The sequence below is a fragment of the Pseudomonas sp. KCJK9016 genome, from assembly GCF_046231795.1.
In the GTDB taxonomy this organism is placed as follows: Bacteria; Pseudomonadota; Gammaproteobacteria; order Pseudomonadales; family Pseudomonadaceae; genus Aquipseudomonas; species Aquipseudomonas bananamidigenes.
Window position 1 is genome coordinate 125,826 of the sequence record NZ_JBJJMM010000017.1, and the last position, 21,617, is coordinate 147,442.

The 21,617-nt window shown below is 60.6% G+C and carries 20 protein-coding genes; 11 read left to right on the forward strand and 9 right to left on the reverse strand.

Annotation, left to right across the window (positions count from 1 at the left end; translation table 11 throughout):
- The first annotated feature begins 37 nt into the window (after positions 1–37).
- Positions 38–814, forward strand: coding sequence for an ABC transporter substrate-binding protein (locus ACK6BI_RS18130; RefSeq protein ID WP_409318127.1), 777 nt, complete (start codon positions 38–40; stop codon positions 812–814).
- Between the two features lie 109 nt (positions 815–923).
- Here ACK6BI_RS18130 and ACK6BI_RS18135 read toward each other — a convergent pair whose 3' ends face one another.
- The 5 genes from ACK6BI_RS18135 to ACK6BI_RS18155 form a co-directional block, all read right to left on the reverse strand.
- On the reverse strand, positions 924–1,565 hold the full coding sequence (locus ACK6BI_RS18135) for a transcriptional regulator (RefSeq protein ID WP_409318128.1): 642 nt from the start codon (positions 1,563–1,565) through the stop codon (positions 924–926).
- 93 nt (positions 1,566–1,658) lie between these two features.
- The gene (locus ACK6BI_RS18140; protein WP_409318129.1) at positions 1,659–2,786 is read right to left on the reverse strand and encodes an NAD(P)/FAD-dependent oxidoreductase; all 1,128 of its coding nucleotides are present in this window, start codon (positions 2,784–2,786) and stop codon (positions 1,659–1,661) included.
- Between the two features lie 14 nt (positions 2,787–2,800).
- Complete coding sequence (locus tag ACK6BI_RS18145; RefSeq protein WP_409318130.1) at positions 2,801–3,745, reverse strand: ornithine cyclodeaminase family protein; 945 nt, start codon at positions 3,743–3,745, stop codon at positions 2,801–2,803.
- Between the two features lie 124 nt (positions 3,746–3,869).
- A complete protein-coding gene (gene rhlB / locus ACK6BI_RS18150) occupies positions 3,870–5,348 on the reverse strand; it encodes an ATP-dependent RNA helicase RhlB (RefSeq protein WP_409318131.1) in 1,479 nt (492 codons plus the stop codon).
- Between the two features lie 110 nt (positions 5,349–5,458).
- Complete coding sequence (locus ACK6BI_RS18155; RefSeq protein ID WP_409318132.1) at positions 5,459–6,115, reverse strand: alpha/beta hydrolase; 657 nt, start codon at positions 6,113–6,115, stop codon at positions 5,459–5,461.
- Positions 6,116–6,582: 467 nt separating this feature from the next.
- Here ACK6BI_RS18155 and ACK6BI_RS18160 point away from each other — a divergent pair, with 467 nt between their 5' ends.
- From ACK6BI_RS18160 to ACK6BI_RS18200, 9 genes are all read left to right on the forward strand, one after another.
- Positions 6,583–7,614 (forward strand): amino acid ABC transporter substrate-binding protein, encoded by a 1,032-nt coding sequence (locus ACK6BI_RS18160; protein WP_409318133.1) that lies wholly within the window; start codon positions 6,583–6,585, stop codon positions 7,612–7,614.
- 65 nt (positions 7,615–7,679) lie between these two features.
- Entirely contained in the window at positions 7,680–8,861 is a 1,182-nt protein-coding gene (locus tag ACK6BI_RS18165) for an amino acid ABC transporter permease (RefSeq protein ID WP_409318134.1), read from the forward strand.
- Between the two features lie 10 nt (positions 8,862–8,871).
- Positions 8,872–9,969, forward strand: a complete 1,098-nt coding sequence (locus ACK6BI_RS18170; RefSeq protein ID WP_409318135.1) for an amino acid ABC transporter permease — start codon at positions 8,872–8,874, stop codon at positions 9,967–9,969.
- 11 nt (positions 9,970–9,980) lie between these two features.
- The gene (locus ACK6BI_RS18175; protein ID WP_114881492.1) at positions 9,981–10,745 is read left to right on the forward strand and encodes an amino acid ABC transporter ATP-binding protein; all 765 of its coding nucleotides are present in this window, start codon (positions 9,981–9,983) and stop codon (positions 10,743–10,745) included.
- 137 nt (positions 10,746–10,882) lie between these two features.
- A complete protein-coding gene (locus tag ACK6BI_RS18180; RefSeq protein ID WP_265812249.1) occupies positions 10,883–11,542 on the forward strand; it encodes a FadR/GntR family transcriptional regulator in 660 nt (219 codons plus the stop codon).
- Entirely contained in the window at positions 11,532–12,836 is a 1,305-nt protein-coding gene (locus ACK6BI_RS18185) for a CynX/NimT family MFS transporter (RefSeq protein WP_409318136.1), read from the forward strand. The genes ACK6BI_RS18180 and ACK6BI_RS18185 overlap by 11 nt, the downstream gene beginning before the upstream one ends.
- Positions 12,837–12,936: 100 nt before the next feature.
- Positions 12,937–13,410 carry a nuclear transport factor 2 family protein gene (locus tag ACK6BI_RS18190; RefSeq protein ID WP_409318137.1) on the forward strand — a complete coding sequence of 158 codons (474 nt, stop codon included), beginning with the start codon at positions 12,937–12,939 and terminating at the stop codon, positions 13,408–13,410.
- A gap of 39 nt (positions 13,411–13,449) precedes the next feature.
- The gene (locus ACK6BI_RS18195; protein ID WP_409318138.1) at positions 13,450–13,752 is read left to right on the forward strand and encodes a GIY-YIG nuclease family protein; all 303 of its coding nucleotides are present in this window, start codon (positions 13,450–13,452) and stop codon (positions 13,750–13,752) included.
- A gap of 737 nt (positions 13,753–14,489) precedes the next feature.
- Complete coding sequence (locus ACK6BI_RS18200; RefSeq protein WP_409318139.1) at positions 14,490–15,425, forward strand: glutathione S-transferase family protein; 936 nt, start codon at positions 14,490–14,492, stop codon at positions 15,423–15,425.
- 31 nt (positions 15,426–15,456) lie between these two features.
- Here the strand turns inward: ACK6BI_RS18200 and ACK6BI_RS18205 are convergent, their stop codons facing one another.
- Positions 15,457–15,807: a glutaredoxin family protein gene (locus tag ACK6BI_RS18205; protein WP_114881497.1), complete on the reverse strand. Its 351-nt coding sequence runs from the start codon at positions 15,805–15,807 to the stop codon at positions 15,457–15,459.
- Positions 15,807–16,811, reverse strand: coding sequence for a nucleoid-associated protein YejK (yejK, locus tag ACK6BI_RS18210; RefSeq protein WP_409318140.1), 1,005 nt, complete (start codon positions 16,809–16,811; stop codon positions 15,807–15,809). The genes ACK6BI_RS18205 and yejK overlap by 1 nt, the downstream gene beginning before the upstream one ends.
- A 396-nt stretch (positions 16,812–17,207) precedes the next feature.
- On the opposite strand from yejK, the gene ACK6BI_RS18215 reads away from it, so the two are divergent.
- A complete protein-coding gene (locus tag ACK6BI_RS18215; protein ID WP_007957357.1) occupies positions 17,208–17,489 on the forward strand; it encodes an HU family DNA-binding protein in 282 nt (93 codons plus the stop codon).
- A 72-nt stretch (positions 17,490–17,561) separates the two neighbouring features.
- On the opposite strand, the gene rlmF is transcribed toward ACK6BI_RS18215, so the two are convergent.
- Positions 17,562–18,593 carry a 23S rRNA (adenine(1618)-N(6))-methyltransferase RlmF gene (gene rlmF / locus ACK6BI_RS18220; RefSeq protein ID WP_409318141.1) on the reverse strand — a complete coding sequence of 344 codons (1,032 nt, stop codon included), beginning with the start codon at positions 18,591–18,593 and terminating at the stop codon, positions 17,562–17,564.
- Positions 18,594–18,726: 133 nt separating this feature from the next.
- Positions 18,727–21,573, reverse strand: a complete 2,847-nt coding sequence (locus ACK6BI_RS18225; RefSeq protein WP_409318142.1) for a valine--tRNA ligase — start codon at positions 21,571–21,573, stop codon at positions 18,727–18,729.
- Positions 21,574–21,617 lie beyond the last annotated feature (44 nt).

Below are 21,617 nucleotides of genomic sequence, written 5' to 3' on the forward strand. Positions count from 1 at the left end.
TCTTGCCAAACCAACAACAACCCGCGAGAGAACGAACATGAAGAAACTCCCCCTGATCACCGGTCTGGCGCTGAGCCTGTTGGCGTGCAGCAGCGCGTTTGCCGCCGAGAAAACCCTGCGCATCGGCATCGAAGCGGCGTATCCGCCCTTCGCCTCGAAAACCGACAAGGGTGAGATCGTCGGTTTTGACTACGACATCGGCAATGCCCTGTGCGCACAGATGCAAGTCAAATGCGTGTGGGTCGAGGGCGAGTTCGACGGTCTGATTCCTTCCCTGAAGGTGAAGAAAATCGACATGGCGCTGTCGTCCATGACCATCAACGAAGATCGCAAGAAGTCGGTGGACTTCACCCACAAGTACTATTTCACCTCGTCGCGACTGGTGATGAAGGAAGGCGCCACGGTCGATGACCAGTACGCCAGCCTCAAGGGCAAGACCGTCGGTGTGCAGCGCGCCACGACCACCGATCGCTACGCCACTGAGGTGTTCGAGCCCAAGGGCATCAACGTCAAGCGCTATGGCAACAACGAAGAAATCTACATGGACCTGGCGGCCGGGCGTCTCGATGCGATTTTTGCCGACACCATTCCGCTGACCGACTTCCTGTCGATGCCGCGGGGCAAGGGGTATGCGTTTGTCGGGCCGGAGCTTAAGGATCCGAAATACGTGGGCGAGGGCGCGGGGATCGCTGTGCGCAAGGGCAACACTGAACTGGTCAGCCAGTTGAACAGCGCCATCGACGGTATTCGTGCCAGTGGCGAGTATCAGAAGATTTCCGAGAAGTACTTCAAGTCGGACATCTACGGCGACTGATCTGCCGCCTTCGCGAGCAGGCTCGCTCCCACAGGGATGTGTAGACGCCACAGTTCCAGTGTGGGAGCGAGCCCGCTCGCGAAGGGACCGGAACGGCCAATGAAGATTTTCAGCCCTTCAATTCCTTCAAATGCTTGTACACCGTCGCCCGCCCCATGTTCAGCACATTGGCCACGTAGTTCGAGGCGCTCTTGCCCTTGAACGCCCCCTCGGCGTGCAGCGCCAGCACCAGTTCGCGTTTGTGATCGCGGGTCAGCAGATTCAGGCTCAGTTGCCGTTCCCGTAGCCACGCGTGCAGGAAGGTGTTGATCCGCTCCTGCCAGTCATCGCGAAACAGCGAGTCCGGTTGCGGAATCAGTTTGCTCGGCGAGAGGAACAGGTCCAGCGCCGCCTTGGCGTTCTCGAACAGCGAAATATTCAGGTTGATGCACAGCACCGCCAGCGGACGCCCCTCGCTGTCGCGCAGCACGGTGCTCAGGCTGCGAATCTTCTGGCCGTCCCAGTTGAGCTTTTCGTACGGGCCGATGTTCCGTTCGCTGACGTCGTCGCTGAGCATGTCCTCCAGTGACGATTCATCGCCGATCACCCGTTTGGACAGGTTGTTGGCAATGTAGTCGACCTTCTGCGTGCGCAGGTCATGCAGCACCACTTCGGCGTGGGGAAAGAACAGGGTGGCGATGGCGTCGGCGATGGCGCGGAAGTTATCCAGCGCGGCGTCATTCGGCTCGGGCGTGTGTTCGGGGGCGGTCATAACTGTGGAGCTCCAGGCAACGTCAACGCCCCCGTGGTCCGGGGGCGTTGCGAGTGTGCCGCAATCCGTCGGGCGAGTCATCCGGACGAAGGCTCAGGTCAGACGGGCAGGCGAGAGCATGGCCGCCGTCAGGCCGAACTGTTCCAGGTGCTCGGGCAACGGCTGATGACGTACCAGAGCGGCGCTGGCCATGCCCATCGCCGGCGACGTCTGAATGCCGTAGCCACCCTGGGCCGCGACCCAGAACAGCCCGGGCACCTGCGGATCGAACCCGGCCAACAAGTCGCCATCAGCGACAAAACTGCGCAGGCCGGCCCAGGTACGGGTCGGGCGGCGGATGGTCAGGGTCGTCGCTTCTTCGATCTGGTAGATACCCATGGCGATGTCCAGTTCTTCCGGTTGCACGTCGTGGGGCTCGACCGGGTCGGCGTTGGCCGGGGAGCCGAGGAACATGCCGGCGTCGGGCTTCATGTAGAACGATTCGTCGAGGCTGACCAGCATCGGCCAGTGGTGAATGTCCACGCCTTCGGGGCCGGCGAAGATGAACGCGGCGCGGCGTTTCGGTTGCAGGCCCAGCGGTCGGGCGCCCGCCAGGTTGCCGATTCTGTCGGCCCAGGCACCGGCTGCGTTGATCACGATGGGAGCGCTGAAGGTCTGGCCGTTGGTCTGCACTTGCCAGATGCCGTCGGCATCACGGTTCAGCCCGAGCACTTCGCAATCGGTCAGGACTTGCCCGTTGTTGCGGCGAATGCCGCGCAGATAGCCCTGATGAAGCGCGTCGGTGTCGATGTCGCTGGCGGTCGGGTCGTAGATCGCACCGTGGACCTTTTCCCGACGCAGAATCGGCAACCGCACGCAGGCTTCTTCCGCGCTGAGCAACTGCATCTGCGGCACCGTGGCTTTGGCGCTGAGGTATTGATTGTTCAGTTCGGCGGCGTCACCGGTGAAATCCACGGTCATTTCGCCACGCGGGGTCAGCAACGGATGTTCACAGAAGCCACTGGGCGGGTGATCAAAAAACGCCCGGCTGGCCTGGGTCAGTGCCCGAACCTGCGGCGTTCCGTAAGCGGCGGTGAACAGCGCGGCCGAACGCCCGGTGGAGTGATAGGCCGGGTGCGATTCGCGCTCCAGCACCACAACCTTGCCGTGTTGCGACAGCCAGAAACCGGTGGAGGCGCCGGCAATCCCGCCGCCGATGATGATGAAATCTGCATGACTCATGAAAATCTCCGGTGTCAGCGCTGCAATTGATAGACGGCGTTGGCCAGGGCGATGTCTTCCAGGCCCAGACCGATGGAGCGGAAGAACACGTGACGGTGGTAATCCGGACGCTGCACTTTTTCGCTGAGCAGGTCCGCCAGGTCACCGACGATCGCATTTTTGTCCCAGCCATGCCGTTCGCCAGCGATCAACATCTCGCCAGCCGAACCCGGTGTGGTCAGACGATAGTCGCAGAACACCTGCATATCGTTGAGGCACTGCGGCGGCACTTCGTGGGCGCGGGGTGCGTTGGTGCTGATCGAGGTGATCAGCGCCGGTTTGCTCAGGGTTGCCGGGTCGATTACAGGTCCCGCGGAAGAGGTGCAGAGCAAGATGACGTCAGCCTCGGCGATGGCGGTTTCGCGGCTGTCGGCGATGCTCACCCGGGGATCGAGAGTTTGCAGCAGGCTGGCGGTTGCCGGGTTTTCGCTCAGGGTGGGCGAGTACACGCGGATGCTCTGCCAGTCGCGCAGATTCTTGGCGTAATGCAGATGTGCCTGGGCGACCTTGCCGCTGCCGATGATTGCCAGACGCGAGGCCTTCAAGGGCGCGAGGGCGTCGACCGCTACGGCGGTGGTCGCTGCAGTACGGGCGGTGGTCAGTTCACCGGCATCGCAGAGCAGCAGCGGCTGGCCGGTCTGCATCGACATCAGCAGCGTCCATGCCGTTACCAGCGGGCCTTGTTCGCGAACGATGTACGGTGACGTCTTGACCCCGTACACGCCATCTTCGGCCAGTACGCCCAGATAGTTGATAAAGTCCCCGGCGCCCTGGGGGAATTCCACCAGTTGCTGCGCCGGTTGCACGGCGTGTCCGGCTGCCAGGTCGCGGAAGAGCTTGCGCAGGATCTGCGGCACATCGATCCGGGCCAGAAGCTCTCGTGCCTGGGTTTGATCAATTACGTACGGCTTGATGGACATGCTGAACTCCGGAGACTGCACCTAAACTAATTTGTCCATTATGGACTTTTAGTTTTGTTGAACAATATCCGGGCGAAAAAAAAGCGCAGTCCGTTGCCGGCTGCGCTTCTCTTTATGGCTTCGCTTACTGTGGGCGCTTGCGCTCAACGGCCCGCAGCAGGTGGGTCGGTGGCGTTTCACAGCTGATCTTGCGACCGAGTTTTTCTTCGATGGACGGCAACTGATAGGAGTCGTCTTCACCGGCGAAGCTGATCGAAACGCCATCGGCGCCAGCCCGGCCGGTTCGGCCGATGCGGTGCACGTAGTCGTCCGGGACTTCCGGCAGGGTGAAGTTGATCACGTGGCTGATGCCGTCGATGTGAATGCCGCGACCGGCCACGTCGGTGGCGACCAGCACGCGGATCCTGCCTTCGCGAAAGCCTTCCAGCGTTTTGATTCGCTTGTGCTGAGGCACGTCGCCGGACAATTGCGCGGCGTTGATGCCGTCACGTACCAGGCGTTCTTCGATGCGTCGCACTTCGTCCTTGCGGTTGGCGAACACGATCACCCGCTCCCAGCCGTTGTCGTTGACCAGGTTGAAGAGCAGTTTGTATTTGTCGGCACCGGCCACCGCGTAGATGTGCTGTTCGACGTTTTCGTTGGCCACGTTGGTGACCTCGATTTCGACGATGGCCGGGTCGGTGGTCCATTGTTTGGCGAGGTTCATCACGTCATCGGTGAAGGTCGCGGAGAACAGCAGGGTCTGACGTTCGCTTTTTGGCGGGGTCTGGCGAATGATCTGTCGGACCTGCGGGATGAAACCCATGTCGAGCATACGGTCGGCTTCGTCCAGCACCATCACTTCGACCATGTCCAGATGCACGTCGCCACGCTGGTTGAAGTCGAGCAGACGGCCCGGGGTCGCGACGAGGATATCGCAGTGACGGGCTTCGAGCTGCTTGAGCTGCTTGTCGAAGTCCATACCGCCGACGAACGTCATCACATTGAGGCCGGTGTACTTGGTGAGGTCGGCGGCATCCTTGGCGATCTGCACCACCAGCTCGCGGGTCGGCGCGATGATCAGCGCCCGTGGCTCACCCATGTAGCGCTCTTTCGGCGGCGGGGTCTGCAATAGCTGGGTGATGATCGAGATCAGGAACGCGGCGGTCTTGCCGGTGCCGGTCTGGGCGCGGCCGATGGCGTCTTTGCCGGCGAGTGTATAACCCAGCACCTGAGCCTGGATCGGCGTGCAATACGGAAAACCCAGGTCGTGGATGGCGTGCATCAGTTCCGGGGCGAGTTTGAAATCGTGGAAACGGGTCTTGCCTTCCTGTGGCTCGACGACGAAGTCTTCGAGTTTCCAGGGAATGACCGGCGCCTTGGGCTTCGGTTCGCGGCGTGGTCTGGCCGGTTTTGGTGTTTCGCTGCGGGCCGGTTCACTGACAGGTGCGGCGGCAGGGGCGGTTTTCGGTTCGCGTTTCGGTGTGGCTGCGGGAGCCTGGCGGTCGGCCGGTCTGGCATCGCTGCGATGGCCGGGGGCCTGCGATGGCGAACCGGAAGCGGGTGCGAGCTGCTCGGCCTCGCTTTTACCGAACATCTTCTTGAGTGCTTTGAGCACGGTCATCTCATCAATTGGTTAAGGAATGTACGCCGGCCAGTGTAATGCAAGAAACGGGCGCGGCGTAGTGGGATGATCAAAGGGGACCGACCATCGGAAAATCGATCCCGGAACGATCAGCGCAGGCGCTCGCTCAGCCACACGCCGATGTCGCGAATTTCTTCGGGTAACACTTCGTGCTCCATTGGGTATTCCTGCCATGTCACGGTGACACCATGCTTCTTCAGATGCTCGTAGGCACTGCGTCCCATCGAGTTTTGCACGACGCCATCATGCTGGCCGTGCAGGCACAGGGCAGGAATGCGCTGCTGGCTGGCTGACAGCTCCAGCTCGTCACTGAAGGTCGGTGCGTAAGTCGACAACGCCAACACCCCTCCCAGAGGACCCTGCCATTTCAGGTAAGCGGTATGCAGCACCACGGCGCCCCCCTGGGAAAAACCGGCCAGGAAAATCCGCGATGCGTCTATTCCGCTGCTGCGCTGCTCTTCGATCAATTCGATGACGCGGTTGGCGGAGGCTTCCAGTTCATCACGGTCGATGGCCCGGGCCGGGCTCATGGCCTTGATGTCGTACCAGCTCGGCATGGCATATCCGCCATTGATGGTCACCGGGCGGGTCGGTGCCTGAGGCAGGACGAAGCGCGTGCTGAGCAGGCTTTCCTGCAGCGCTTCGGCTACCGGCAGAAAGTCATAGCGGTCGGCGCCGAGGCCGTGCAGCCAGATCACGCAGGCGTCTGCGGGCTTAACAGGCTGAAGAATCAAGGGCTCGGTCATGGCTGCTCCAAAAATGTGCGGGCGCTCTCATTAAGTGCGTGATGGAGGTGCGCGCCCGGTTGATCCGTTAAGAAGATGTCGCAAGGCTACAAGTTTTGCTATTGACCTGTCGCTCAATCGCTTCAGCGAGCGGTGTGGTACGGGCTTTGCTATGAGTCAGTCGTGCAATCGATCTCGCGCCTGGCGGTAACACTATCAGTGAACGCCCGGCGACGGGATAGCAAAGAATCCGGTGATGGATGTTCGCCAATGGCCGCAACGGGCTTAGCGAACGTGAAAGGGCTACCGCCCGTTCGGCCGACTGGTGAGAAGTGAGTTGTCCATGATGTGGATTTTCTCCTACTAGACTCATAGCGAAGGTCCTGCGTCGGTTGATCCTATAAAAAGCCAACACGGGTCAACAACGCCTCAAAAGGGTGCGACTGGACTCAAGCTCCGACACAACAAGAGCAAAACTGGAGGTTTGAATGAAGATGTTGAAATCCACGCTGGCGATCGTGACTGCAGCTGCAGTATTGGGTGTCAGCGGGTTCGCTCAGGCGGGTGCAACCCTGGATGCAGTGCAGAAGAAAGGTTACGTGCAGTGTGGCGTCAGTGATGGCCTGCCAGGCTTCTCGGTTCCGGATTCCACTGGCAAGATCGTCGGTATCGATGCTGATGTCTGCCGTGCCGTGGCCGCTGCCGTGTTCGGCGATTCGACCAAGGTCAAGTTCAGTCAGTTGAACGCCAAGGAGCGCTTCACCGCGCTGCAGTCCGGCGAGATCGACATCCTGTCGCGCAACACCACCATGACCAGCTCCCGTGACGCGGGCATGGGTCTGTTTTTCCCGGGCTTCATCACTTACTACGACGGCGTGGGCTTCCTGGCCAACAACAAGCTGGGCGTGAAAAGTGCCAAGGAACTCGACGGCGCGACCATCTGCATTCAGGCCGGTACCACCACCGAGCTGAACGTGTCCGACTACTTCCGCGCCAACGGCCTGAAGTACACCCCGATCACTTTCGACACCTCCGATGAAAGCGCCAAGTCGCTGGAGTCCGGTCGTTGCGACGTGCTGACCTCCGACAAGTCCCAGTTGTTCGCCCAGCGCAGCAAGCTGGCTTCGCCGAAGGACTACGTGGTTCTGCCGGAAACCATCTCCAAGGAGCCTCTGGGCCCGGTCGTGCGTAACGGTGACGATGAGTGGAACAAGATCGTGCGCTGGGTCGGCTACGCGCTGCTCAACGCTGAAGAAGCCGGCATCACGTCGAAAAACGTTGAAGCCGAAGCCAAGTCCACCAATAACCCGGACGTTGCCCGTCTGCTGGGTGCTGACGGCGAGTACGGCAAGGACCTGAAACTGCCGAAGGACTGGGTCGTACAGATCGTCAAGCAAGTCGGCAACTACGGTGAAATCTTCGAGAAAAACCTCGGCAAGAGCACTCCGCTGGAAATCGACCGTGGCCTGAACGCGCTGTGGAACAACGGCGGCATTCAGTACGCACCACCAGTGCGCTAATGGTTCTATCACCCGGCGGGCCAGCCGCCGGGTGATGTTCTGTTCCATTTTTTCCGGGGCACTTCATGCAAAATTCAATCGGCGCACCAAAGCAGAGGTTCAGCCTCAGCGATCCGCGTGTGCGTGCGTGGCTATTCCAGATCATCACCGTCGTGGCGGTGGTCGCCATGGGCTGGTATCTGTTCGATAACACCCAGACCAACCTGCAGCACCGGGGCATCACGTCCGGGTTCAGCTTTCTGGAGCGCAGTGCCGGGTTCGGCATCGCTCAACACCTGATTTCCTACACCGAAGCGGACAGCTATGCCCGCGTGTTCGTGATCGGCCTGCTCAACACGTTGCTGGTGACCTTCATCGGCGTGATCCTGGCGACCCTGCTGGGCTTCATCATCGGTGTGGCGCGGCTGTCGCCGAACTGGATCATCAGCAAACTGGCGACCGTGTATGTGGAAGTCTTCCGCAACATTCCGCCGCTGCTGCAAATCCTGTTCTGGTATTTCGCGGTGTTCCTGACCATGCCGGGGCCGCGCAACAGCCACAACTTCGGCGACACCTTCTTCGTCAGCAGCCGTGGTCTGAACATGCCGGCCGCACAGATGGCCGACGGCTTCTGGGCGTTCGTGGTCAGCATTGTGGTAGCCATCGTTGCCATCGTGCTGATGAGCCGCTGGGCCACCAGGCGCTTTGAAGAAACCGGCGAACCGTTCCACAAGTTCTGGGCCGGTGTGGCAATTTTCCTGGTGATCCCGACGCTGTGCGCGCTGGTATTCGGCGCTCCGTTGCACTGGGAATTGCCGAAACTGCAAGGCTTCAACTTCGTCGGTGGCTGGGTATTGATCCCGGAGCTGCTGGCTCTGACTCTGGCCTTGACCGTGTACACCGCAGCGTTCATCGCCGAGATCGTGCGTTCGGGGATCAAGTCGGTCAGCCACGGCCAGACCGAAGCGGCGCGTTCCCTGGGCCTGCGCAACGGCCCGACGCTGCGCAAGGTGATCATTCCGCAAGCGCTGCGGGTGATCATTCCGCCGCTGACCAGCCAATACCTGAACCTGGCGAAGAACTCCTCGCTGGCGGCCGGTATCGGTTATCCGGAAATGGTTTCGCTGTTCGCCGGCACCGTGCTGAACCAGACCGGTCAGGCGATCGAAGTCATTGCCATCACCATGAGCGTGTACCTGGCGATCAGTATCAGCATTTCCCTGCTGATGAACTGGTACAACAAGCGCATTGCGCTGATCGAGCGGTAAGGAATAGCGCATGAGTACTCATACTTTCAAACCCGACATGCCGCCGCCGGCCAAGGTCTTCGGCCCGATGGCGTGGATCCGCGCGAACATGTTCTCCAGCTGGCTCAATACGCTGTTGACCCTGTTTGCGTTCTATCTCATTTACCTGGTGGTTCCTCCGCTGCTCAGCTGGGCGATTTTCGATGCCAACTGGGTCGGCACCACCCGTGCCGACTGCACCAAGGCAGGCGCCTGCTGGGTCTTCATCGAGCAGCGTTTCGGCCAGTTCATGTATGGCTACTACCCGGCGGAACTGCGCTGGCGAGTGGACCTGACCGTGTGGCTGGCGGTCATCGGTGTGGCCCCGCTGTTCATCAAGCGTGTGCCGCGCAAAGCGGTGTACGGCCTGAGCTTCCTGGTGGTGTATCCAATCGTTGCCTGGTGCCTGCTGCATGGCGGCGTGCTCGGTTTGAGCGCGGTTGCCACCAGCCAGTGGGGCGGCCTGATGCTGACCCTGGTGATCGCCACCGTCGGTATCGCCGGCGCGTTGCCGCTGGGGATCATGCTGGCGCTGGGACGCCGCTCGAACATGCCGGCCATTCGCGTGGTCTGCGTGACGTTCATCGAGTTCTGGCGCGGCGTGCCGCTGATCACCGTGCTGTTCATGTCCTCGGTGATGCTGCCGCTGTTCCTGCCTGAAGGCATGAACTTCGACAAACTGCTGCGGGCGCTGATCGGCGTGATCCTGTTCCAGTCGGCCTACGTCGCCGAAGTGGTGCGCGGCGGTTTGCAAGCGATTCCCAAGGGGCAGTACGAAGCCGCGGCCGCGATGGGCCTCGGCTACTGGCGCGCCATGGGCCTGGTGATTCTGCCGCAAGCCCTGAAACTGGTGATTCCCGGCATCGTCAACACCTTCATCGCGCTGTTCAAGGACACCAGCCTGGTGATCATCATCGGCCTCTTTGACCTGCTCAACAGCGTCAAGCAAGCCGCTGCCGATCCGAAATGGCTGGGCATGGCCACCGAAGGCTACGTGTTCGCCGCCCTGGTGTTCTGGATTTTCTGTTTTGGCATGTCGCGCTATTCCATGCATCTGGAACGCAAGCTCGACACTGGCCACAAGCGTTAGGAGTTTTTTCGATGAGCGAAGCAATCAAAAAGCCAGTCGGCCCGGAAGGCATCATTCAGATGCAGGGCGTGAACAAGTGGTACGGCCAGTTCCACGTGCTGAAAGACATCAACCTGAATGTCCGTCAGGGCGAACGCATCGTGCTGTGCGGTCCGTCGGGTTCCGGCAAGTCCACCACCATCCGCTGCCTGAACCGTCTGGAAGAGCACCAGCAGGGCCGCATCGTGGTCGACGGCGTGGAACTGACCAACGATCTCAAGCAGATCGAAGCGATCCGCCGCGAAGTCGGCATGGTGTTCCAGCACTTCAACCTGTTCCCGCACCTGACCATTCTGCAGAACTGCACTTTGGCGCCGATGTGGGTGCGCAAGATGCCCAAGCGCAAGGCCGAGGAAATCGCCATGCACTATCTGGAACGCGTACGCATTCCGGAGCAGGCGCACAAGTTTCCGGGGCAGTTGTCCGGTGGTCAGCAGCAGCGTGTGGCGATCGCCCGTGCGCTGTGCATGAAACCGAAAATCATGCTGTTCGACGAACCGACCTCGGCACTCGACCCGGAGATGGTGAAGGAGGTGCTCGACACCATGATCGGTCTGGCCGAAGACGGCATGACCATGCTGTGCGTGACCCACGAAATGGGCTTCGCCCGCACCGTGGCCAATCGCGTGATCTTCATGGACAAGGGCGAAATCGTCGAGCAGGCGGCACCGAACGACTTCTTCGACAATCCGCAGAATGACCGGACCAAACTGTTCCTGAGCCAGATCCTGCATTGATCGGATTCAGGCGCTGAAATAAACCCGGACTCAGTTCCGGGTTTATTTTTGCCCGGATCTTGCCGGTTGCCCTGATTGAAAAATCTGACTACCCTGTCAGCAAATTCATCCCATGATTGGATGACAGGGCGAATTCCATGTCTGAAAACTCTTTATTGATCAAACGATCCCTGGTCGATCAGGCGCTGGATCAATTGCGCCAGCGCATCACCGATGGCACCTGGCAGGTCGGTCAGCGGCTCCCCACCGAGCCCGAGCTGTGCGCCGAACTCGGCATCAGCCGCAATACCGTGCGCGAAGCGATGCGGGTGCTGGCGTTCTCCGGGTTGATCGAGATCCGGCAGGGCGACGGCAGTTACCTGCGGGCGGTGGTCGATCCGATGGACACGCTCAAGGCGCTCTCCAGATGCTCGCTGGATCAGGCCCGGGAAACCCGGCACATCCTTGAAGTCGAGGCCATCGGTCTGGCGGCGTTGCGTCGCACCGATGAGGATCTGGCTGGCCTGCGCGAGGCGCTTGGCGTTGCCGGCAGCCACTATCACGGCGATCTCGACAGCTACATCGCCTGTGACCTGGTGTTTCACCGGCGGTTGGTGGACGCCGCGCACAATCCGACCCTCAGCGAGTTGTACCGCTATTTCTCCAGCATCGTCGGCGCGCAATTGCGTCAGACCCTGAACATCGTCCCTCGTCGACAGGAAGTCTTCGATTTGCACATCGCTCTGTTCGAAGCCGTCGAACAGCGTGACCCGGAACGGGCCAAGGCCCTGTCGAGGCAACTGATCAATGAACCTTGAAACCGAGAAAACCATGTCCCGCCCTGAAGCAATCAATACCCCCAAGCGCACCGCCGAACTGGAGGAGTTGCTGATCGATGCCGAGGCCGATGACGAGCAGGTGCAGCAAAGCCATCCGCTGGTGCGTCGTCCATGGTTGTTGTTGCTGGGGTTGGTGCTTGTGGCGTTGAACCTGCGTCCGGCGCTGTCGAGCATGGCGCCGCTGCTCAGTGAGGTGTCGAAAAGTCTTGGCTTGTCCGCTGCCCAGGCGGGATTGCTGACGACATTGCCGGTGCTGTGCCTTGGTCTGTTCGCGCCGCTGGCACCGGTGCTGGCCAGGCGCTTCGGCGCCGAACGGGTCGTATTGGGAATTCTGCTGACACTTGCAGCAGGCATCATCCTGCGCAGCAATTTCGGCGAAATCGGTCTGTTTGCCGGCAGCGTTCTGGGTGGCGCCAGTATCGGCATCATCGGCGTGTTGCTGCCGGGTATCGTCAAACGCGATTTTGCAAAGCATGCCGGCACCATGACCGGCGTGTACACCATGGCTTTGTGCCTGGGCGCGGCAATGGCGGCAGGTTCGACCGTGCCGTTGAGCGAGCATTTCGATCACAGCTGGGCCATGGGCCTGGGCTTCTGGGTGATTCCGGCACTGGTCGCGGCGCTGTTCTGGCTGCCGCAAATCGGCCAGAAGCACGGTGCACACAATGTCGCGTATCGCGTGCGCGGTTTGCTGCGTGACCCACTGGCCTGGCAGGTGACCTTGTACATGGGTCTGCAATCATCGCTGGCCTACATCGTATTCGGCTGGTTGCCGTCGATCCTCATCGGTCGCGGGCTGACGCCGACCCAGGCCGGTCTGGTGCTGTCCGGTTCGGTGATCATCCAGCTCGCCAGTTCCCTGGCGGCGCCATGGCTTGCCACTCGCGGCAAGGACCAGCGTCTGGCGATCGTGGTGGTGATGGCGCTGACCCTCGGCGGTCTGTTCGGTTGCCTCTATGCACCAATCGAAGGCCTGTGGGGCTGGGCGATCCTGCTGGGACTGGGGCAGGGCGGCACGTTCAGTCTGGCGCTGACCCTGATCGTGTTACGCTCGAAGGATTCTCACGTCGCGGCCAATCTGTCGAGTATGTCCCAGGGCTTCGGTTACACCCTCGCGTCCATGGGGCCGTTCGCGGTCGGCGTGGTGCACGATTGGACCGGTGGCTGGAACGCCGTGGGCTGGATCTTCGGCATCGTCGGTGCGGGTGCGATCCTCGCCGGTCTCGGTGCCGGGCGTGCGTTGTACGTACAGGTGGAAAGCGAAAAGGTCTGAATTGCACACACTGTCGGTATTCGTCATGCGAATGCCGATAGTGTTTCGGGCGTTTGCGGATTATCGTGCTGGCAATCTGTACATTTCCCGGAGATTGCCCATGAGCGAAGAAGCCCACAGCGCCCTGATCACCCGTTTCTACCAGGCTTTCCAGCGACTTGACGCCGAGGCCATGGCGGCCTGTTACACCGACGACGTGGTGTTCAGCGATCCGGCCTTCGGCGAGCTGCGCGGCCACGATGCAGGTGACATGTGGCGCATGCTCACCACCCGGGCCAAGGACTTCTCCCTGACCTTCGACAACGTCCGTGCCGACGAACGCAACGGCGGCGCCCACTGGGTGGCGACCTACCTGTTCAGCCAGACCGGCAACGTCGTGATCAACGACATCCAGGCGCGCTTCGTCTTCCGCGACGGCAAGATCTCTGAACATCACGACCACTTCGACCTGTGGCGCTGGTCCCGCCAGGCGCTGGGTTTCAAAGGCCTGCTGCTGGGCTGGACGCCTCTGGTACGCAACGCTGTCCGCGTCCAGGCGCTGAAAGGGCTGAAGGCATTTCAGGCGAGTCGCTGATAAGATCGCGACCTGTTCCTCAAACGCCTTTAGTGCACAGTGACCAGTCTTAGCGAAAACCCTCCCGAAGCCGACGTTCCAGCGAGCAAGTCCTGGTTCGTCTACCTCGTCCGCGCCGCCAACGGTTCGCTTTACTGCGGGATCAGCGACGATCCCGTGCGCCGTTTTGCCAAGCACCAGAGCGGCAAGGGCGCCCGATTCTTTCTCTCAAGCCCGGCGATGGCGCTGGTCTATACCGAGCGATGCCGTGACAAGAGTGATGCGCTGCGCCAGGAGCGGTTGATCAAGAAGCTCAGGAAGAGTGCGAAGGAATGTCTGGTGGCGTCTTATCGGCCGGACTGATCAGGTGCGAACGGTAGAAAACCCTGCACATCGAAGCGGCGCTTTCAGGCAAACGACAGGCGAAAAAAAACCGCCTTTGCGGGGCGGTTTTTCTGTAAACCTCGGTTTGCGGCCGGGTTTACTGATCTCACAGGAGACATTGACGTAGGCGGAGAATATTCCTCTTTGCGTCACTGAGCAAGCCTGAAGGCACGCCTGCCAAATAAACTCAATTTTGAGTTTATTTGTTTAAGCGAAGGTTCAGAAACCCGGCTACGATCCGTCCGCTCACATGGCAGTGCAACCATTGAGGTCTGGCCGATTGGCGTAACGGTTTCATGCCCTCTGACACGGAGTTGCTCCCGTGCCGGAATGATTTTTCAGGGGGTATCACAACCGGCCGCCTCACAGGAGATATTGACGTGTCTTCCGAAGGCGTACGTGGTCCGGTAAGCACGCTGGAGGTTTGGCCCCCAACCGGAGGCCAAAACGTATGAAGCTTTTGCTGCGTACTCTGAGCCTCGTATGGAGGTCGTTCAAAGCGTTTCGCTTTTACGAGTTCCTGCGAGATCACTTCGATGAGCTGATGTAGGGCCATTGATGTGGGAAACCGTCTCGGCCTCGGCTGAGACGGTTTTTTCGAGTACTCCCGGATGCGTTATCAACCTGACTGATCGGTTCCCATCAGCCGGATCCGTATGCTGCGAACCCATTGCGCGCTAAGCTGCCGTTTCACTTCCTGTGCGGCGGAGCCGAGCATGTCCGAATTGATCCTTCATCATTACCCGACTTCTCCTTTTGCTGAAAAGGCCCGGCTGCTGCTGGGGTTCAAGGGCCTGTCCTGGCGTTCGGTGCATATCTCGCCAGTCATGCCCAAGCCTGACCTGACCGCCCTGACCGGCGGCTATCGCAAGACACCGGTGCTGCAGATCGGCGCCGACATCTATTGCGACACTGCACTGATCGCCCGGCGTCTCGAGCAGGAAAAGGCCCAGCCTTCGTTTTTCCCGGAAGGTCAGGAAATGGTCGCCGCCAGTTTTGCCGCCTGGGCTGATTCTGTGGTGTTCCAGCACACGGTAAGCCTAGTGTTCCAGCCTGAATCGGTGGCGGTGCGTTTCGGCAAATTGCCGCCGGAAGCGATCAAAGCCTTCCTCGCCGATCGTGCCGGGCTGTTCAGTGGCGGCAGCGCGACCAGGCTGTCAGCCGAGCAGGCCAAACATCAATGGCCGACGATCATGGCGCGCCTGGAGCAGCAACTGCAGCGTGAAGATGGGGATTTCCTGTTCGGTGAGCCATCGATTGCCGACTTCGCCATGGCGCATCCGCTGTGGTTCCTCAAGGCGACCCACGTCACCGCGCCACTGGTGGACGACTATCCGGCAGTGTCCGCATGGCTCGGGCGGGTGCTGGGCTTCGGTCACGGGGCGGCCAGTGCGATGAGTTCCGAGGAGGCGCTGGAGGTCGCACGCCGTTCGAAGCCGGCGGCATTGCCTGATGAGCAGTTTGGCGATCCGAACGGATTTGCAGCGGGCCAGCAAGTCGTGATCGCGGCCACTGACTACGGCGTAGATCCGGTTGCCGGCGAGCTGGTGTTTGCTGGTCGTGAAGAGCTGATTCTGCGCCGTGAAGACGAGCGTGCCGGTCTGGTGCATGTGCACTTTCCGCGATTCGGTTTCCGGATCGAGAAACGCTGAAACGAGCGAGGGAGCCGATTGGCTCCCTCGTTCATTTCAGTGCGGCGAGAATGTCGTCCGGATCAAACCCGCGAATCAACGTGCCATTGACGTCGATCAGCGGAATCCCGCGCCCGCCCAGTGCTTCGTAGGCCTTGCGCGCCTCGGCATCCTTCTCGATATCGAATTCCTTGAACGGAATGCCTTTCTGATCAAGAAAACGCTTGGTCTGCTTGCAGTAGCCGCACCAGTCCGTGGCATACAGCACGACCCTGGCGTTGGCGCGGACCTGCTCGGAGGCCATCTGCGACGGGTTGAACACCCGCTCGATCTTGCCCCAGTTCTGATAGACCACAACCACCAGCAGAACCAGCGCAACCTTCTTCAGCACATTGCCGAGCATCAGTTGCGGCGCTTCAGCTGATCGGTGAGCGAGGTTGGCAAGCCTTTGATGACCAGCGTGCCGGCTTCTTCGTCGTATTCGATCTTCGAGCCCAGCAGGTGCGCTTCGAAGCTGATCGACAGGCCTTCGGCACGACCGGTGAAGCGGCGGAACTGGTTGAGCGTGCGCTTGTCCGCAGGGATCTCCGGCGACAGGCCGTAATCTTTGTTGCGGATGTGATCGTAGAAGGCTTTCGGGCGATCTTCATCGATCAGCTCCGAGAGTTCTTCAAGGCCCATTGGCTCGCCGAGCTTGGCCTGGCTGCTGGCATATTCAACCAGGGTCTTGGTCTTCTCGCGGGCGGAGTCTTCCGGCAGGTCTTCGCTCTCGACGAAGTCGCTGAAGGCCTTGAGCAGCGTGCGGGTCTCGCCCGGGCCGTCGACGCCTTCCTGGCAGCCGATGAAGTCGCGGAAGTATTCCGAGACCTTCTTGCCGTTCTTGCCCTTGATGAACGAGATGTACTGCTTGGACTGTTTGTTGTTCTGCCACTCGGAGACGTTGATCCGCGCCGCCAGGTGCAGTTGACCGAGGTCGAGATGGCGGGATGGCGTCACATCCAGCTCATCGGTCACCGCCACGCCTTCGCTGTGGTGCAGCAGGGCGATGGCCAGGTAATCGGTCATGCCTTGCTGGTAATGGGCGAACAGTACGTGGCCGCCCACCGACAGGTTCGACTCTTCCATCAGCTTTTGCAGATGCTCGACCGCGACTTTGCTGAACGCGGTGAAATCCTTGCCACCGTCCATGTATTCCTTCAGCCAGCCGCTGAACGGGAATGCGCCCGATTCCGGATGGAACAGACCCCAGGCTTTGCCTTGTTTGGCGTTATAGCTCTCGTTGAGGTCGGCGAGCATGTTCTCGATGGCGGCTGACTCGGCCAGTTCAGAATCGCGAGCGTGCAGAACGGCAGGCGTGCCATCGGGTTTTTTGTCGATCAGGTGGACGATGCAATGACGGATCGGCATGGGCTTCTCGGCAAGTGGAAGGGAGGAGGGCGGGCTCCCCCGAAAAAGCGCTCAGTGTACCGCAACCTCTGGTTTTGGCGCGGGATGAAGGGCAATTCGGGGTCACGGGGCCGCGCTTATGCATTTATTTACCGATTTAGCGCAATAAACCTGACCATTTGGCTAGTCAGAGGCGGATATTTCCTTGTCTCTGTGCTAGTTTTGCCCGGTCTTGTGCGAAGTCACCGCGACAAGCATGCATTCAGCTTTTGTCAGGTCGAACCAAACCTTGATTTCGGCATCTATAACCCCGACTCGTCGTGGTTATCGCCGAGGGTGCCAGATCCAGAAGATCGGGCTCGATGGCTGACACTGCACTCTGCAATCCATATGAATTTGATAGGGAAGGAACACCACATGGCTCTTACTAAAGACCAACTGATCGCCGACATCGCCGAAGCTATCGACGCGCCGAAAACCACCGCGCGTGCCGCTCTGGACCAACTGGGTCAAATCGTTGCCGATCAGCTGGAAAACGGTGCCGAAATCACTTTGCCAGGTATCGGCAAGCTGAAAGTGACCGAGCGTCCTGCCCGCACTGGCCGTAACCCGTCGACTGGCGCTGCCATCGAAATCCCTGCCAAGAAAGTGATCAAGCTGGTTGTGGCCAAAGGCCTGACCGACGCTGTGAACAAGTAAGACGCAGCGATGTAAAAAAACCGTGCGCCGGAGCGATCCGGGCACGGTTTTTTTGTATCTGCAGAAAACGGTCTACGTCATTGGGGACTCGCCCCAGCGGGCCTTGCGCCAGGCTTGCTGCTGCGTCGGAGTCTGGAACGTCCAGGCAACGAAACGGCTCTGCTTCTGGCCCTGGCCCATTTCCACGACCTGGCTTTGCAGCGCGCCGACCTTGTTCAGCGCCGAATGAATGGCCGGCAGGTTCGACGCCTTCGATACCAGCGTGCTGAACCACAGCACCTGTTGCGCGACCTGTGCGCTCTCACTGATCAGTTGCGTCACGAACCGCACTTCACCCCCCTCGCACCACAATTCCGCCGCTTGTCCGCCAAAGTTGAGCACCGGCAACTTGCGCTTCGGGTCGGCTTTGCCCAAGGCGCGCCACTTGCGGGTGCTGCCACGGGTGGCCTCTTCGAGAGAGGCGTGGAACGGCGGGTTGCACATGGTCAGCTCGAACTGCTCACCCGCTTCCAGCAACCCCGCCAAAATCTGTTTGCGATTGGCCTGCTGGCGAATCTGGATCGCCTTGCTCAACCCGTTGGCCTGGACAATGGTCCTGGCTGACGCGATGGCCGTGGCATCGATATCGGAGCCGAGAAAGTGCCAGCGATACTCGCTGTGGCCGATCAACGGGTAAATGCAGTTGGCGCCCGTGCCGATGTCCAGCACCTTTACCGAAGCGCCGCGGGGGATCACGCCGTCGTTGTTGCCGGCCAGCAGGTCGGCGAGGAAATGCGCGTAATCCGCTCGTCCCGGCACCGGCGGGCACAGGTAATCGGCGGGAATGTCCCAGTAAGCGATGCCGTAAAACGCTTTGAGCAGCGCCCGATTGAACACGCGCACCGCATCGGGGTTGGCGAAGTCGATGCTTTCCTTGCCGTACGGGTTGATGATCACGAACTTCGCCAGTTCCGGCATGCTCTTGATCAACGCCGGGAAATCGTAGCGACCCTGGTGGCGGTTGCGCGGGTGCAGGGCAGCCTTTTCACGCGGCTCGACGGCCTTGGCCGGGGACGTGGGCTGAGGCTTCTTGCGCGCAGGTTTCGGTGTGCGGGGGGCATTCATGGGCGTGGTTGACATCGGGTGTGGCTGAAAGTGGCGGGTATTGTTCCACAGGGAATCGCATTGGTGTCCGGAAAAGTGCCGGGCACAAAAAAGGGAGGCCTTGCGGGCCTCCCTGTTTCATTGCGAATGGCCGTTACAGGCTGGCAATCCGCGCGTGCTGCTCGGCCAGCTTGCCCAGCGCCTGTTCAGCTTCGGCCAGCTTGGCGCGTTCCTTCTCGATGACCTCGGCTGGAGCCTTGTCAACGAAACCGGCGTTGGACAGCTTGCCGCCGACGCGCTGGACTTCACCCTGCAGACGCAGGATTTCCTTGTCCAGGCGCGCCAGCTCGGCGTTCTTGTCGATCAGGCCGGCCATCGGCACCAGCACTTCCATCTCGCCGACCAGTGCGGTGGCGGACAGCGGCGCTTCTTCGCCAGCGGCCAGTACGGTGATCGATTCCAGACGCGCCAGCTTCTTCAGCAGCGCTTCGTTCTCGGTCAGGCGGCGCTGGTCTTCGGCGGTGACGTTTTTCAAGTAGATCGGCAGCGGTTTGCCCGGACCGATGTTCATTTCGCCACGGATGTTGCGGGTGCCGAGCATCAGGCCCTTGAGCCATTCGATGTCGTCTTCGGCCGCCGGATCGATGCGCTCTTCATTGGCCACCGGCCACGCCTGCAGCATGATGGTCTTGCCCTGAATGCCGGCCAGCGGCGCGATGCGCTGCCAGATTTCTTCAGTGATGAACGGCATGAACGGATGGGCCAGACGCAGCGCCACTTCCAGTACCCGAACCAGCGTACGGCGGGTACCGCGCTGACGCTCGACCGGCGCATTCTCGTCCCACAGCACAGGCTTGGACAATTCCAGGTACCAGTCGCAGTACTGGTTCCAGATGAATTCGTACAGCGCTTGCGCCGCCAGGTCGAAACGGAACTGATCCAGTTGACGGGTCACTTCGGCTTCGGTGCGTTGCAGTTGCGAGATGATCCAGCGATCCGCCAGCGAGAGTTCGTAGGCTTCGCCGTTCTGGCCGCAGTCTTCGCCCTTGTCCAGAACATAGCGCGCAGCGTTCCAGATCTTGTTGCAGAAGTTGCGATAGCCTTCGACGCGGCCCATGTCGAACTTGATGTCGCGACCGGTGGACGCCAGCGAGCAGAAGGTGAAGCGCAGGGCATCGGTGCCGTAGCTGGCGATACCGTCGGCGAACTCTTCGCGGGTCTGCTTCTCGATCTTCTTCGCCAGTTTCGGCTGCATCAGGCCGGAGGTGCGTTTCTGCACCAGGGTTTCGAGCTCGATGCCGTCGATGATGTCCAGCGGGTCCAGGACGTTGCCCTTGGACTTGGACATTTTCTGGCCCTGGCCATCACGCACCAGACCGTGCACGTAAACGGTCTTGAACGGAACCTGCGGCGTGCCGTCCTCGTTCTTGATCAGGTGCATGGTCAGCATGATCATCCGGGCGACCCAGAAGAAAATGATGTCGAAACCAGTGACCAGCACGTCGGTGGAGTGGAATTTCTTCAGGAACTCGGTCTTTTCCGGCCAGCCCAGGGTGGAGAAGGTCCACAGGCCCGAACTGAACCAGGTGTCGAGAACGTCGTTGTCCTGTTGCAGCGCAACGTCCGGACCAAGGTTGTGTTTGGCGCGTACTTCGGCTTCGTCGCGACCGACGTAGACCTTGCCCGACTCGTCATACCAGGCCGGAATCCGGTGACCCCACCACAGCTGACGGCTGATGCACCAGTCCTGGATGTCGCGCATCCACGAGAAGTACATGTTTTCGTATTGCTTCGGCACGAACTGGATGCGGCCATCCTCGACGGCAGCAATTGCAGGCTCGGCCAGCGGCTTGGTGGACACGTACCACTGGTCGGTCAGCCACGGCTCGATGACGGTGCCGGAGCGGTCGCCTTTCGGCACTTTCAGGGCATGATCATCGACGCTGACCAGCAGGCCGGCGGCGTCGAACGCGGCCACGATTTGCTTGCGTGCCTCGAAACGCTCGAGACCGGCGTACTCGGCCGGAATCTTGCCGTCGATGCTGTCGTTCAGCGTGCCATCGAGGTTGAACACCTGCGCTGCCGGCAGCACGTTGGCATTCTTGTCGAAGATGTTCAGCAGCGGCAGGTTGTGGCGCTTGCCGACTTCGTAGTCGTTGAAATCGTGGGCCGGGGTGATTTTCACGCAGCCGGTGCCGAATTCAGGATCGCAGTAATCGTCGGCGATGATCGGGATACGGCGGCCTGTGAACGGCAAATCAACAAACTGCCCGATCAGGGCCTTGTAGCGCTCGTCGTTCGGGTTCACCGCGACGGCGGAGTCGCCGAGCATGGTTTCCGGACGGGTGGTCGCGACGATCAGGAAATCCTTGCCTTCGGCGGTTTTTGCGCCGTCCGCCAACGGATATTTAAGGTTCCAGAGGAAGCCTTTCTCGTCGTGGTTCTCCACTTCGAGGTCGGAAATCGCCGTGTGCAGCTTGGTGTCCCAGTTGACCAGACGCTTGCCGCGATAGATCAGGCCGTCTTCGTGCAGGCGCACGAACGCTTCTTTAACGGCTTCCGAGAGGCCGTCGTCCATGGTGAAGCGCTCGCGGCTCCAGTCCACGGACGAACCGAGACGGCGGATCTGGCGGCTGATGTTGCCGCCGGACTGATCCTTCCACTCCCAGACTTTCTCGAGGAATTTTTCCCGGCCCAGATCGTGGCGGTTCTGGCCCTGGGCTTCGAGTTGACGTTCCACCAGCATCTGTGTGGCGATGCCGGCGTGGTCGGTGCCCGGCTGCCACAGCGTGTTGCGACCTTGCATGCGGCGGAAACGGATCAGGGCGTCCATGATCGCGTTGTTGAAACCGTGACCCATGTGCAGGCTGCCGGTGACGTTCGGCGGCGGGATCATGATGGTGTAGGAGTCGCCCGCGCCTTGCGGGGCGAAGTAGTTCTCGGACTCCCAGGTGTTGTACCAGGAAGTTTCAATGGCGTGCGGCTGGTAGGTCTTATCCATGCGCGGCGGGACCCTATTGGCATTTATTCAGGAAAAGCCGGGAA